Source organism: Stutzerimonas chloritidismutans, assembly GCF_020783375.1.
Classification (GTDB): Bacteria; Pseudomonadota; Gammaproteobacteria; order Pseudomonadales; family Pseudomonadaceae; genus Stutzerimonas; species Stutzerimonas kunmingensis.
This window is the reverse complement of sequence record NZ_CP086067.1, coordinates 3949097-3962800: the sequence shown is the minus strand read 5'-3', so window position 1 is coordinate 3962800 and position 13704 is coordinate 3949097. Positions and strand designations below refer to the sequence as shown.

General features: G+C 64.4%; 14 protein-coding genes. 9 read left to right on the top strand and 5 right to left on the bottom strand.

What is annotated here, in order from left to right:
• Window positions 1-66: 66 nt before the first annotated feature.
• Window positions 67-360 carry a hypothetical protein gene (locus tag LLJ08_RS18620; protein WP_045666806.1) on the top strand — a complete coding sequence of 98 codons (294 nt, stop codon included), beginning with the start codon at window positions 67-69 and terminating at the stop codon, window positions 358-360.
• An 82-nt stretch (window positions 361-442) separates the two neighbouring features.
• Here the strand turns inward: LLJ08_RS18620 and serA are convergent, their stop codons facing one another.
• Window positions 443-1672, bottom strand: a complete 1230-nt coding sequence (gene serA, locus LLJ08_RS18615) for a phosphoglycerate dehydrogenase (RefSeq protein ID WP_045666807.1) — start codon at window positions 1670-1672, stop codon at window positions 443-445.
• 199 nt (window positions 1673-1871) lie between these two features.
• On the opposite strand from serA, the gene LLJ08_RS18610 reads away from it, so the two are divergent.
• From LLJ08_RS18610 to LLJ08_RS18595, 4 genes are all read left to right on the top strand, one after another.
• Window positions 1872-3266, top strand: coding sequence for an FAD-binding oxidoreductase (locus LLJ08_RS18610; protein WP_228207653.1), 1395 nt, complete (start codon window positions 1872-1874; stop codon window positions 3264-3266).
• A 29-nt stretch (window positions 3267-3295) separates the two neighbouring features.
• Complete coding sequence (locus LLJ08_RS18605) at window positions 3296-3961, top strand: fumarylacetoacetate hydrolase family protein (protein ID WP_228207652.1); 666 nt, start codon at window positions 3296-3298, stop codon at window positions 3959-3961.
• A gap of 93 nt (window positions 3962-4054) precedes the next feature.
• Window positions 4055-4951, top strand: coding sequence for an SdiA-regulated domain-containing protein (locus LLJ08_RS18600; protein WP_228207651.1), 897 nt, complete (start codon window positions 4055-4057; stop codon window positions 4949-4951).
• Between the two features lie 72 nt (window positions 4952-5023).
• Window positions 5024-5920, top strand: coding sequence for an SdiA-regulated domain-containing protein (locus LLJ08_RS18595; protein ID WP_041015241.1), 897 nt, complete (start codon window positions 5024-5026; stop codon window positions 5918-5920).
• A gap of 35 nt (window positions 5921-5955) precedes the next feature.
• Here the strand turns inward: LLJ08_RS18595 and LLJ08_RS18590 are convergent, their stop codons facing one another.
• The gene (locus LLJ08_RS18590) at window positions 5956-6300 is read right to left on the bottom strand and encodes a YegP family protein (RefSeq protein WP_041015240.1); all 345 of its coding nucleotides are present in this window, start codon (window positions 6298-6300) and stop codon (window positions 5956-5958) included.
• A 99-nt stretch (window positions 6301-6399) separates the two neighbouring features.
• On the bottom strand, window positions 6400-7071 hold the full coding sequence (gene rpiA / locus LLJ08_RS18585; protein ID WP_042927872.1) for a ribose-5-phosphate isomerase RpiA: 672 nt from the start codon (window positions 7069-7071) through the stop codon (window positions 6400-6402).
• A 158-nt stretch (window positions 7072-7229) separates the two neighbouring features.
• Between rpiA and ilvA the strand changes: the two genes are divergently transcribed.
• Together ilvA and LLJ08_RS18575 are read left to right on the top strand one after the other, a co-directional pair.
• Window positions 7230-8744, top strand: coding sequence for a threonine ammonia-lyase, biosynthetic (gene ilvA / locus LLJ08_RS18580; protein WP_256445881.1), 1515 nt, complete (start codon window positions 7230-7232; stop codon window positions 8742-8744).
• Between the two features lie 20 nt (window positions 8745-8764).
• Entirely contained in the window at window positions 8765-9193 is a 429-nt protein-coding gene (locus LLJ08_RS18575; RefSeq protein ID WP_042927842.1) for a DUF2269 family protein, read from the top strand.
• Between the two features lie 33 nt (window positions 9194-9226).
• Here LLJ08_RS18575 and LLJ08_RS18570 read toward each other — a convergent pair whose 3' ends face one another.
• On the bottom strand, window positions 9227-9880 hold the full coding sequence (locus LLJ08_RS18570) for a histidinol-phosphatase (protein ID WP_014821848.1): 654 nt from the start codon (window positions 9878-9880) through the stop codon (window positions 9227-9229).
• A gap of 183 nt (window positions 9881-10063) precedes the next feature.
• On the opposite strand from LLJ08_RS18570, the gene LLJ08_RS18565 reads away from it, so the two are divergent.
• Both LLJ08_RS18565 and ptsP read left to right on the top strand, forming a co-directional pair.
• A complete protein-coding gene (locus tag LLJ08_RS18565; RefSeq protein WP_015278517.1) occupies window positions 10064-10543 on the top strand; it encodes an RNA pyrophosphohydrolase in 480 nt (159 codons plus the stop codon).
• Between the two features lie 24 nt (window positions 10544-10567).
• Complete coding sequence (ptsP, locus tag LLJ08_RS18560; protein WP_014821846.1) at window positions 10568-12841, top strand: phosphoenolpyruvate--protein phosphotransferase; 2274 nt, start codon at window positions 10568-10570, stop codon at window positions 12839-12841.
• Window positions 12842-12860: 19 nt separating this feature from the next.
• On the opposite strand, the gene LLJ08_RS18555 is transcribed toward ptsP, so the two are convergent.
• A complete protein-coding gene (locus tag LLJ08_RS18555; protein ID WP_228207649.1) occupies window positions 12861-13616 on the bottom strand; it encodes an NRDE family protein in 756 nt (251 codons plus the stop codon).
• Window positions 13617-13704 lie beyond the last annotated feature (88 nt).

Below are 13704 nucleotides of genomic sequence, written 5' to 3'. Positions count from 1 at the left end.
CCGTGCGGAAACCTTTGTCGGTGCCGGCGTGCCGAACCTGCAAGAGCAATGATCGGGAGGTGCGCGATGGGCATGCTGCGTTTGAGCATTCTGCTGGTTTCACTGGCGGGCGCGACGAGCGCCCTGGCCGAGACTACCGGGCCGACCAATCCGGAAAAGGCGCGTCAGCATCCGCTGGACAACCGCGAGCCGCGGCCGCAGTCGGATCAGCAATCGGACGAGATGGAACAGATCGAAGCACCGGTGCTGCAGCCGCGCCAGGCACCGATCGAGACCGATGTGCCGCCGACGCCCGAGCCGCGTGACGAGCAGCCAGGGGCGGATGTCGATGCTGCGGGTAATCGGGTGCTGCGCAGCTAGCGGAGAGCGCTCGGATTTAGACAGTGCGCATGAACGAAAAAGGGAGGCCGAAGCCTCCCTTTCAACGCACCGCGTCAGCGAATCAGAACAGCACGCGGCTGCGGATGGTGCCGTTGACGTGCTGCAGCTTCTCCAGCGCCAGGTCGGAGTACTCCTTGTCCACGTCGATGACGACGTAGCCGACCTTCTCGTTGGTCTGCAGGAACTGGCCGCAGATGTTGATGCCGTTGTCGGCGAAGACCTTGTTGATCTCGCTCATCACACCCGGAATGTTCTGGTGGATGTGCAGCAGACGGTGCTTGCCCGGGTGCGACGGCAGGGCCACTTCCGGGAAGTTGACCGAGGACACCGAGGTGCCGTTGTCGCTGTACTTGACCAGCTTCTCGGCGACTTCCAGACCGATGTTGGCCTGCGCTTCGGCGGTGGAACCACCGATGTGCGGCGTCAGGATCACGCGATCCAGGCCACGCAGCGGGCTTTCGAATTCCTCGTCGTTGGACTTCGGCTCGACCGGGAACACGTCGATGGCGGCGCCGATCAGGTGCTCGTCCTTGATCGCGGCGGCCAGGTGATCCAGCTCGACCACGGTGCCGCGGGCGGCGTTGATCAGGATCGCGCCCTTCTTCATGGCGCGGATTTCCTTCTCGCCAATCATCCACTGGGTGGACGGCAGCTCGGGAACGTGCAGGGAGACGATGTCGCACATGCCCAGCAGCTCGTACAGCGAGCCGATCTGGGCAGCGTTGCCCAGCGGCAGCTTGGTCACCACGTCGTAGAAGTAGACCTGCATGCCCAGCGCTTCGGCCAGTACGGAGAGCTGGGTGCCGATGGAGCCGTAGCCGATGATGCCGAGCTTCTTGCCGCGGATCTCGAAGGAGTTGGCCGCCGACTTGATCCAGCCGCCGCGATGGCAGGAGGCGTTCTTCTCCGGAATGCCGCGCAAGAGCAGGATGGCTTCGGCCAGTACCAGTTCGGCCACCGAACGGGTATTGGAGTAGGGCGCGTTGAATACCGCGATACCGCGCTCGCGGGCGGCGTTCAGGTTGACCTGGTTGGTGCCGATGCAGAAGCAGCCGACGGCGATCAGCTTCTTGGCCGCGTCGAAGACCTCTTCGGTGAGCTGGGTGCGCGAGCGGATGCCGATGAAGTGGACGTCGGCGATCTTTTCCTTCAGCTCCTCGCTGGACAGCGCGCCCTTGAGGTACTCAATGTTGGTGTAGCCGGCCGCCTTGAGGGTGTCGACGGCGTTCTGGTGCACGCCTTCGAGAAGAAGAAACTTGATCTTGCTCTTGTCGAGAGAGGTCTGGCTCATCTGCATTAAAACCTTAAGGCCGAAGGATAGGACTGAAGTGTCCAGCGAAGGCTGGCCGACCCGTCATTAGCGGTGTCGGGAGTCTGCCGAGGCACGTTTCAAAGGGGTGCGTATGCTAGCATACGAGCCCCGCGAAACACCCCCACCCCTGTGCTGAAGCGTGCTCAGGGTGACCATGAATCGTATGAGAGTTCCCGTGATGACCGACCCCGCCCTGATCGATGAGCTGAAAACCCTGGTCGAGCCCGGCAAAGTACTGACCGACGCCGATTCGCTGAACGCCTACGGCAAGGACTGGACCAAGCATTTCGCTCCGGCACCCTCGGCCATCGTCTTCCCCAAGAGCATCGAGCAGGTCCAGGCCATCGTGCGTTGGGCCAACGAGCGCAAGGTCGCGCTGGTGCCTTCGGGCGGTCGCACCGGTCTGTCCGCAGCGGCCGTGGCGGCCAATGGCGAGGTGGTGGTGTCGTTCGACTACATGAACCAGATTCTCGAATTCAACGAGATGGATCGCACCGCCGTCTGCCAGCCCGGCGTGGTCACCGCCCAGCTGCAGCAGTTCGCCGAGGACAAGGGGCTGTACTACCCGGTGGACTTCGCCTCCGCCGGCTCCAGCCAGATCGGCGGCAACATCGGCACCAACGCCGGTGGCATCAAGGTGATTCGCTACGGCATGACCCGCAACTGGGTCGCCGGCATGAAGGTGGTGACCGGCAAGGGCGATGTGCTCGAGCTGAACAAAGACCTGATCAAGAACGCCACCGGCTACGACCTGCGTCAGCTGTTCATCGGCGCCGAAGGCACGCTGGGCTTCGTCGTCGAGGCGACCATGCGCCTGGAGCGCCAGCCGACCAACCTCACTGCGCTGGTGTTGGGCACCCCCGATTTCGATTCGATCATGCCGGTGCTGCACGCCTTCCAGGACAAGCTTGACCTCACTGCCTTCGAGTTCTTCTCCGACAAGGCGCTGGTCAAGGTGCTCGGCCGTGGTGACGTGCCGGCGCCGTTCGAAACCGACTGCCCGTTCTACGCGCTGCTGGAATTCGAGGCCACCACCGAGGAGCGCGCCGATCAGGCGCTGGCGACGTTCGAGCATTGCGTCGAACAGGGTTGGGTGCTCGACGGCGTGATGAGTCAGAGCGAGCAGCAGCTGCAGAATCTGTGGAAGCTGCGCGAGTACATCTCCGAGACCATCAGCCACTGGACGCCGTACAAGAACGACATCTCGGTGACCATCGCCAAGGTGCCGGCCTTCCTCAAGGAGATCGACGCCATCGTCGGCGAGCACTATCCGGACTTCGAAATCGTCTGGTTCGGCCACATCGGCGACGGCAACCTGCACCTGAACATCCTCAAGCCGGATGCGATGGGCAAGGACGAGTTCTTCGGCAAGTGCGCCACGGTGAACAAGTGGGTGTTCGAAACCGTGCAGAAGTACAACGGCTCGATCTCCGCCGAACACGGCGTCGGCATGACCAAGCGCGACTACCTCGAGTACAGCCGTTCGCCGGCGGAAATCGAGTACATGAAAGCGGTCAAGGCGGTGTTCGACCCCAACGGGATCATGAACCCGGGCAAGATTTTCGCGGCCTGAACGGGCCCACGGATTACCAGGAGTCTTCGATGAGCTACCAGCACCACTACACCGATGGCACGCCGATCCACTACCCGTTGGGCAAGGTGGTCTGCATCGGCCGCAACTATGCCGAGCACGCCAAGGAACTGAACAACCCGGTGCCGACCGAGCCGCTGCTGTTCATCAAGGCCGGCAGCTGCACCGTGCCGCTGGACGACGGCTTCAGCATCCCCAGCGACCGCGGCGCCGTGCATTACGAAGCGGAAATCGCCGTGCTGATCGGCAAGCCGCTGTCGCGCAAGCCGAACGAGGAAGAGGTGCGCGATGCCATTTCCGGCTTCGCCCCGGCGCTGGACCTGACCCTGCGCGACGTGCAGGCGAAGCTGAAGGAAAAGGGCCATCCGTGGGAAATCGCCAAGAGCTTTGACGGCGCCTGCGTGATGGCGCCGTTCGTGCCAGGCGATGCGGTCGAGGATCTGGGCGACATCGGCATCCGCCTGACCATCAACGGCGAAGTCCGCCAGGACGGCAACAGCAGCCAGATGCTCAATGCCATCCTGCCGCTGCTGCAGCACATTGCCGGGCATTTCAGCTTGCAGCCGGGCGACGTGGTACTGACCGGCACGCCGGCTGGCGTCGGACCGCTCAAGCAGGGCGACCAGCTGGTGCTGGAGCTGGTCGGGCTGTCGCGTTTCGAAAGCCGCGTGATCTGACCTGCACGCGGCGGGGCAAGCCCGCCGCGTCTGCTGCTTCTTTGCGAACCGCTCTCGTGTTGTAATCCGGCACCTCCCGCCGGAACGTTTTTCATGCCCGTTCGTTATTCCCGCTGGCGTCTGATCGTCGCCGCCATCCTGCTGCTGCTTTTTATTGCGCTGCTCGTCGCCACACGCCTGCTGCACTGGGACGATCAGCTGCAGCTGTATTGGGGCGAGCGTTCGGTCAGCGCTGAACAGCGCGCAGCCAGCATCTGGCTGCCGGATTACGAGCTGACCCTGGAAACCACCCTGGCCGGCTTGGAAGACGAGGAAACCTCGGGACTGACCTGGAATCCCCTGACCGGCACGTTGTTCACCGTAACCGGCGAACAGCTGGTCGAGTTCACGCCGTCCGGCGTCGTGCTGCGGCGCGTCGCGCTGACCGGTTTCGCCGATCCCGAGGCGGTGGAGGCCCTGGGTGACGGACGCCTGGCGATCGTCGATGAGCGCCGTCGGCTGGTGGCGGTGTTCCGTCTGGAGCCCGGCGTGGAAAGCCTCGATCTCGATGATCTGGCCAGCTATGACCTGGGCTTCGCCGATGCCGGCAACAAGGGCTTCGAGGGACTGGCCTGGAACCCGCGTACGCAGCGCCTGCTGCTGGCCAAGGAGCGTGACCCGCAGGGCTTGTTCGAGCTGCCATTCCCGGGTGAGGACGGCGCCGCCGGGGCGCTGCAGGCCGTGCCCGGGCAACGGCTGCTGGTTCGTGACATTTCCTCCGTCGCCATCGACCCGCGCAGCGGCCACACGCTGATGCTTTCCGACGAGTCGCGGCTGCTGGTGGAGCTGGACCTGCAGGGCAAGCCGCGCAGCTTCATCAGCCTGTTCGGCGGACTCAATGGGTTGGTACACGGGATCGAGCAGGCCGAAGGTGTGGCGATGGATGGCGAAGGCAACATCTACGTGGTCGGCGAGCCCAACCGCTTCTACGTATTCAGCCGCAGGCGCTGAACGGCCGCATTAAGCTTGGTGTAAGCCTCACTGAAGACAATCGCTGCCCCAATCCAGGTGAAAGTGGGCCTTATGCGTGCGTTGAAAAGGATCTTGGCGGGGTTGCTGACCGTGGCCCTGCTGCTGGTGCTTGCCGCCGGCGTTCATTACCGGTTGTTCGAGCGTGGCTGGTTCCATCTCAACCAGTGGCATCGCGGCGAACCGGCGGAGGACGCCTCATTGTGGCTGCCGGATTACCAGGCGACGATCCAGTGCAAGGTGGTCCGTGGCATTGAGGACGATCTCTCGGCGCTGACTTTCGACCCGGATCGCAACAGTCTGATCGCCGTCACCAATGGCAGTCCACACCTGCTCGAACTCGGCCTGGAGGGCGATCTGCTGCGCGCGATCCCGCTCGTTGGCTTCGGCGACCCGGAGGCTGTCGAGTACATCTCTGCCGGCGTGTATGTGATCAGCGACGAGCGCCGGCAGCGCCTGTTTCGGGTCGAGGTCGATGAGCGAACGACGGTCATCGATGCCGCGCACGCGTCGCAGCTCTCTCTGGGCATCGACCGTAACGGCAACAAGGGCTTCGAGGGCCTGGCCTACGATAAGGTCGGCGAGCGGCTGTTCGTCGCCAAGGAGCGCAACCCGGTCAGAATCTACGAGATCGCCGGCTTTCCCTATGTCGCCGAAGCACCTGCCGTGCATATCAACCAGCACCAGGCGCGGCTTTTCGTGCGCGACCTGTCCAGCCTGCAGTTCGATGAGCGGAGCGGGCATCTGCTGGCGCTGTCGGATGAGTCGCGGCTTGTGGTCGAACTGGATGGCAGCGGGCAGCCGCTCAGCAGCCTGGCGCTGGATGCCGGCAAGCATGGGCTGGAACAGGATGTGCCGCAGGCGGAAGGCATTGCGATGGGGCCGGACGGCACGCTGTATGTCGTCAGCGAGCCGAACCTGTTCTACGTCTTCAGCAAACAGGCCAGGTGATCGGTTACCGCCTCGATCACCGGCTTTGAAGGCGGTCAGGCGGTCGACGCGCTTTCGTCCTGCAGGGCGGCATTCGGTGCGTGGCGTAGTACCGAGTCGCAACCCTGCTCGGCACTGTGCAGGCTGGCGTACATCTGACTCTGGCCGATGACCTGCCCGTTGGTTGCCTTGAGCACGAAAAAGTACTTGCCGTTGCTCGACTCCTTGACCTCGAACGCACCTTCGCGCACCGCGTTCTTGCGCACCGAATCGATGCCGTTGAGCGCCGAGGCATGGGCCTTGTATTGCTCGCTGGACAGTACGACCTGGCCATTGCTGGCCAGAAGATTGAAGTGGAACTGGCCGTTGCTGGATTTCTTCAACTGGAATTTGCCGGACATGGCGACACCTCCTGTGATGAGCTGCGGCGGACTCGTCGCAGCGCACCTAAAGCGTAGTCGCCAGTTCGGCGTCGCGCCGTTGCGCTTCGCCGCGGCGGATCAGCGCTTGAGTGTCTGCACGCCGTCCTTGGTGCCGAGCAGTAGCAGATCCGCCGGGCGCATGGCGAACAGGCCGTTGCAGACCACGCCGACGATGTCGTTGATCTTGCCTTCCAGTTCCGGCGCGAAGCCGATCATCAGGTTGTGCACGTCGAGAATGACGTTGCCGTTGTCGGTGACCACGCCGTCGCGGTAGACCGGGTCGCCGCCGAGCTTGACCAGCTCGCGGGCGACATGACTGCGCGCCATCGGGATGACTTCCACCGGCAGCGGGAAGGCGCCCAGCCGCTCGACCAGCTTGCTGCCGTCGGCGATGCAGATGAAGGTCTTGGCTACCGCGGCGACGATCTTCTCGCGGGTCAGGGCGGCGCCACCGCCCTTGATCAGCTCCAGGTGCTTGTTCGCCTCGTCGGCGCCGTCGACATAGAACTCCAGTTCGCTCACCGAGTTCAGGTCGTAGACCGGGATGCCATGCTGTTTCAGGCGCTCGGCGGTGGCTTCGGAGCTGGCTACGGCGCCGTCGAAGAAGCCCTTGTGCTTGGCCAGCAGGTCGATGAAGAAGTTGGCGGTGGAGCCGGTGCCCACGCCAATGATGCTGCGATCGCTGAGGTGCGGGACGATATGGTCGACGGCGGCCTGGGCGACGGCCTGCTTGAGCTGATCCTGGGTCATGGCGGGAATCCGGGCGGGAAAGACGAAGGCTCGGATTATAGCCCTCTGCCGGCGGCGGGTCTTGTCATGCCGAAGCCGTGGTGGATTGCCGGTGGTCGCCGGGGGCGTGCGGGGGGTAGACTCCTCGTTCCCTCGCAATGCCTGCCAAGACAGCCAGAATGCTCGAACATTACGTCAAGAAGATCCTCACTTCCCGCGTCTACGACGTCGCCATCGAAACTCCGCTGCAGCCCGCCCGCCAGCTTTCCGAGAGAATCGGCAACCAGATTCTGCTCAAGCGCGAGGATCTGCAGCCGGTGTTCTCCTTCAAGGTCCGCGGCGCCTACAACAAGCTGGCGCAGCTGTCCGCCGAGGAGCTGGCACGTGGCGTGGTCACGGCATCGGCTGGCAATCACGCCCAGGGCGTTGCGCTGGCGGCCAAGCAGCTGGGGATCAAGGCCACCATCGTCATGCCGCGCACCACGCCGGAGCTGAAGGTCCAAGGCGTACGTGCCCGCGGCGGCAAGGTGGTGCTGCATGGCGATGCCTTCCCCGAGGCGCTGGCCTACTCGCTGAAGCTGGTGGAAGAGAAAGGCTACGTCTATATCCACCCCTATGACGATCCCGATGTGATCGCCGGGCAGGGTACCGTGGCGATGGAGATCCTCCGTCAGCACCAAGGGCCGATCGACGCGATCTTCGTTCCGGTGGGCGGCGGCGGCCTGGTGGCTGGCATCGCCGCCTACGTGAAGTATCTCTACCCAGAGACCAAGGTGATCGGCGTCGAACCGGACGATTCCAACTGCTTGCAGGCCGCCATGGCCGCCGGCGAGCGCGTGGTGCTGGAGCAGGTCGGGCTGTTCGCCGACGGCGTGGCGGTGGCGCAGATCGGGCAGCACACCTTCGAGCTCTGCAAGGATCATGTCGACGAGGTGATCACCGTCAGTACCGACGAGATATGCGCGGCGATCAAGGATATCTACGATGACACCCGCTCGATCACCGAGCCGGCAGGTGCGCTGGCCGTGGCCGGGATCAAGAAATACGTCGAGCGCGAAGGCATCAGCGGCCAGGTGCTGGTGGGTATCGACTCGGGCGCCAACGTCAATTTCGACCGCCTGCGCCATGTCGCCGAGCGCGCCGAGCTGGGCGAGAAGCGCGAGGCGATCATCGCCGTCACCATCCCCGAGCAGCCGGGCAGCTTCAAGGCCTTCTGCGAGGCGATCGGCAAACGCCAGATCACCGAGTTCAACTACCGTTTCCACACCGACCGCGAGGCGCACATCTTCGTCGGCGTGCAGACGCACCCGGAGAACGACCCGCGTGCGGCGCTGGTGCAGGGGCTGCGCGACAAGGGCTTTCCGGTGCTCGACCTCACGGATAACGAGCTCGCCAAGCTGCACACGCGGCACATGGTCGGTGGCCACGCAGCCGGCGTCAGCGACGAGATGGTGCTGCGCTTCGAGTTCCCCGAGCGGCCGGGTGCGCTGTTCAACTTCCTCAACAAGCTCGGCGGGCGCTGGAACATCTCGATGTTCCACTATCGCAACCACGGCGCTGCCGATGGCCGGGTAGTCGCAGGGCTGCAGGTGCCTTTGGAGGAGCGCCATATGGTGCCGGCGGCGTTGGACAAGATTGGCTACCGCTATTGGGATGAGAGCGAGAACCCCGCCTACAAGCTGTTTCTCGGCTAAGCGAACTTAAAGGAAGGCACATGGACCACTACCTCACCCTCAGAATCATTCATGGCGCGACGGCGGTGCTGTTGCTGCTGGGTGTCATCGTGCATCTGCTGATGCTATGGAAGGCCGGCCGCGGTGGCGATCAGGCCGTGCTGCAACGCAAGCTGCAGCGAACGCGCCGCCTGTCCCTGCCGCTGCTGGCGGTGATTGGCCTGTCGCTGCCGGTGACCGGCTGGTGGCTGACGCATCTGGCCGGGTGGCCGCTGGGCCAGTTCTGGTTGCTGGCCAGCTCGGTACTGTTCCTCGTACTGATCCCGCTGGTTCTGCTGCTGGCCGGGCGTCTTGCCGCCTGGCAGGCGCCGGGCAGCGCCACCGCGGCGCGTAACGCCGGCATCTATGCCGTGCTGGTGCTGGTCGTGCTAATCGCGATCACCGCGCTGATGGGCGCCAAGCCGGTCTGATTCGACCGGCTCGGGCATGACTGCTGCGCTTGCTCAGCGCAGCGAGATGATCTGCCAGCCACGTTCGGTGGCGAAGTCGCGCAGCACCGGGTCCGGGTCCACTGCCACTGGGTGAGGGACGCGCTGTAGCAGCGGCAGGTCGTTGCGTGAGTCGCTGTAGAAGTAGGCGTCTTCGAGAGTCTGCTCGGTTTCCGCCAGCCAGCGCTCGATGCGCTGGACCTTGCCTTCCTGGAAGCAGGGGATGTCGGTCAGACGGCCGGTGTAGCGCCCGTCACGCATCTCGCATTCGGTCGCCAGCAGGGTATCGACGCCCAGGCGTGCAGCGATCGGCCCGGTGATGAAGCGATTGGTGGCGGTGATGATCACTACCTTGTCGCCCGCCTCCAGATGCTGGCGTAGTAGGGCCTCTCCCTTGCTCAGCACGATGGGCTCGATGAAATCCTGCATGAATTCGTCGTGCCACTGCTGCAGCTGCGCCATCTCGCTGCGGCCGAGCAGTTCCTGGCAGAAATTCTGATAGGCGTGCACGTCGAGATTGCCGGCCAGGTAATCCTGATAGAAGGCGTCGTTGCGCGCCTTGTACTGGGTCGGATCGACGATGCCGCGCTGGCAGAGGTATTCGCCCCAGGCGTGGTCGCTGTCACCGGCCAGCAGGGTGTTGTCGAGATCGAATAGAGCCAGGCGCACGGATGTTTTCCTCGATGATGGTCAGGGCAGCCCCAAGCATACCGGTTGCAGCGCCTTGCGCGCAGCCTCGGGCGGCCCCTCGCCGAGCGCGCGGGTACGTGCCGAACGGCGGCTTGCCGTGCTTTCGGCTTATCGCGGTTTTGTGGAACAATGCCGCGACATGCGTCTGCGAGGTTGTATGCCGTGATCGACTCCGATGGTTTTCGCCCGAACGTCGGCATCATCCTGACCAACGATGTCGGTCAGGTGCTGTGGGCCAGGCGGATCAATCAGGATGCCTGGCAGTTCCCGCAAGGCGGGATCAATGCCCGTGAAACGCCGGAAGAAGCCCTGTTTCGCGAACTCAACGAAGAAGTCGGCCTGGAAGAGCAGGATGTGAAGATCCTCGCCTGCACCCGTGGCTGGTTGCGCTATCGTCTGCCGCAACGCCTGGTGCGTACCCATAGCCAGCCGCTGTGCATCGGACAGAAGCAGAAATGGTTCCTGCTGCGCCTGACCAGCGCCGAAGAGCGTGTACGCATGGACCTGACCGGCAAGCCGGAGTTCGACGGCTGGCGCTGGGTCAGCTACTGGTACCCGCTGGGACAGGTGGTCACCTTCAAGCGCGAGGTCTATCGTCGCGCACTTAAAGAACTCGCACCGCGTTTACCGGTGCGGGACTGAGATTCGGGGAGAAAGCCTCTGAGCATGCTCGGCACGCTGCGCAAGATTGTCCAGGAAGTGAATGCCGCCAAGGACCTCAAGGCGGCGTTGGGCATCATCGTGCTGAGAGTCAGGGAGGCCATGGGTAGCCAGGTCTGCTCGGTCTATCTGCTCGATCCGGAAACCGAACGCTTCGTCCTGATGGCCACCGAAGGCCTCAACAAGCGCGCCATCGGCAAGGTCAGCATGGCGCCCAACGAAGGCCTGGTCGGCCTGGTCGGCACCCGCGAAGAGCCGCTCAACCTCGAACACGCCTCCGAACACCCACGCTATCGCTACTTCGCCGAAACCGGCGAGGAACGCTATGCCTCCTTTCTCGGTGCGCCGATCATCCACCACCGTCGGGTGATGGGCGTACTGGTTATCCAGCAGAAGGAACGCCGCCAGTTCGACGAAGGTGAAGAAGCGTTCCTCGTCACCATGAGCGCGCAGCTTGCCGGTGTTATCGCCCATGCCGAGGCGACCGGTTCGATCCGCGGGCTTGGCCGGCAAGGCAAGGGCATCCAGGAAACCCGCTTCATCGGCATTCCGGGTGCGCCAGGCGCCGGCGTCGGAACCGCCGTGGTGGTGCTGCCGCCGGCCGATCTGGATGTGGTGCCGGACAAGAACATCGACAACATCGATGCCGAGCTGACGCTCTTCGAAGCTGCGCTGGAGGCCGTGCGCGCCGACATGCGCACTCTCTCGGAAAAGCTCGCCACGCAGATGCGCAAGGAAGAGCGCGCGCTGTTCGATGTGTACCTGATGATGCTCGACGACTCCGCCCTGGGCGGCGAAGTGACCAAGGTCATCCGTACCGGCCAGTGGGCGCAGGGCGCGCTGCGCCAGGTGGTCAGCGAGCACGTGCGGCGCTTCGAGATGATGGACGACGCCTACCTGCGAGAGCGCGCATCGGACGTCAAGGACATCGGTCGGCGCCTGCTTTCCTACCTGCAGGAGGCGCGTCAGCAGACGCTGACCTATCCCGACAAGACCATTCTGGTCAGTGAGGAGCTCTCGCCGGCGATGCTCGGCGAGGTGCCAGAGGGCAAGCTGGTGGGCATGGTTTCGGTGCTCGGCTCGAGCAACTCCCACGTCGCCATTCTCGCCCGTGCCATGGGCATTCCGACGGTCATGGGCGCGGTCGACCTGCCGTACTCCAAGGTCGACGGCATCGAGCTGATCATCGACGGCTATCGCGGCGAGATCATCACCAACCCGGGCAAGGTCCTGCGCGAGCAGTATGAAGTGCTGGCCGAGCAGGAGCGCCAGCTCTCTGCCGGGCTTGACGTGCTGCGCGAGCTGCCGTGCGAGACCACCGACGGTCATCGCATTCCGCTGTGGGTGAATACCGGCCTGCTCGCCGATGTGGTGCGCGCGCAGGAGCGCGGCGCCGAGGGCGTGGGCCTGTATCGCACCGAAGTGCCGTTCATGATCAAGGAGCGCTTCCCAAGCGAGAAGGAGCAGATGGCGATCTACCGCGAGCAGCTGGAAGCCTTCCATCCGCTGCCGGTAACCATGCGCAGCCTCGACATCGGCGGCGACAAGTGCCTGCCGTACTTCCCGATCAAGGAAGAAAACCCGTTCCTCGGCTGGCGCGGTATCCGCGTCACCCTCGACCACCCCGAGATCTTCCTGCTGCAGACCCGCGCCATGCTCAAGGCCAGTGCCGGGCTGAACAACCTGCGCATCCTCTTGCCGATGATTTCCGGCATCCGCGAACTGGAGGAGGCGCTGCATCTGATTCACCGTGCCTGGTGCGAGGTGCGCGACGAGGGGCTGGACGTGATCATGCCGCCGGTCGGCGTCATGATCGAAGTGCCGGCGGCGGTCTACCTGACGCGCGAACTGGCGCGCATGGTGGACTTCATCTCGGTCGGCTCGAACGACCTTACGCAGTACCTGCTGGCGGTGGATCGCAACAATCCGCGGGTCGCCGATCTCTACGACTATCTGCATCCGGCGGTGCTCGAAGCACTGCAGCGTGTGGTCAAGGAAGCCCATGGCGAGGGCAAGCCGGTGAGCATCTGCGGCGAGATGGCGGGCGACCCGGCGGCGGCCATGCTGTTGCTGGCGATGGGCTTCGACAGCCTGTCGATGAACGCCACCAACCTGCCCAAGGTGAAATGGCTGCTGCGTCAGATCAGCATGGATACTGCTCAGCAGCTGCTGGCGCGGGTCATGCTGCTGGACAGCCCGCAGGTCATCCACAGCACGGTCCAGCTGACCTTGCGCAACCTCGGCCTGAGCAAGCTGATCAACCCGTCCGCCGCCGTCTGAGCAGCCTGCCGCTCGCCAATCAGCTCGTTGGCGGGTGGCGGTAGCGCACCTCGCCCACTGGGCCGTCCGGGCCGAAACTACGCTCCAGGATGTCCAGCGCCCCGTCGGCATGACGGATCAGCGCTGTGCTGGCGCGCGTGCCGTACTCCGGGCTGGCGATGAAGATGCTCGACAGCCGCCTTTCCCATTCCAGCGGCACGCCGGTCTGCGGCAGTTCATGCTCGGCCGCTGGGCTTGGGTCCGCCAGCAGGGCGAGCAGGTTCTCAGGAGTCGCCGGGTCGAGGTTGGTCGCCAGTGCTGCGCGGGCTTTTCTCAGCTTGGGCCAGGGCGTGTCGAGGCCGGCGTTGGACAGACCGTAGATTCCGGGCTGCAACTCCGTCGGCTCACCGCGGTGTGAGTTCAGGTGCCAGAGTGCCTGCCGATCGCCGACCAGCAGGTTGAAGCCGGCGTAGTCGGCGCGGCGGCCGGCCAGCTCGGCGAGGTAGTCGGCCGGCGGCAAGTTTCCGCGCAGGTACTGTTCCGGCAGCTCGCCGCGCGAACGTGGGCCGATCACCTGGCCGGGTGCGCGAATGTTGGTCAGTGCGGCGAAGCGTCCGCCGGTGGTGACGCCCATCCAGGTGCCGCCTGCCTGCAGGTCGCGCCCGCCGACGATCCAGGGTGCATCCTCCCAGTGCCCCAGCGGCAGGCTCGGGCGGGCGTGGAACTCGTCGCGGTTGGCGGCTACCACCAGCGGTTGGGTGTGGCCGGGGCGCCAGGCGAAAACGATCAGGCACATGGGAAAGCCAAACTATGTCCGGACCGCCAAGAGTACAGGCGCGGCCGGCGTATGAGCCACCGCCGGGTTTTTCACGCTCAACGTCGCC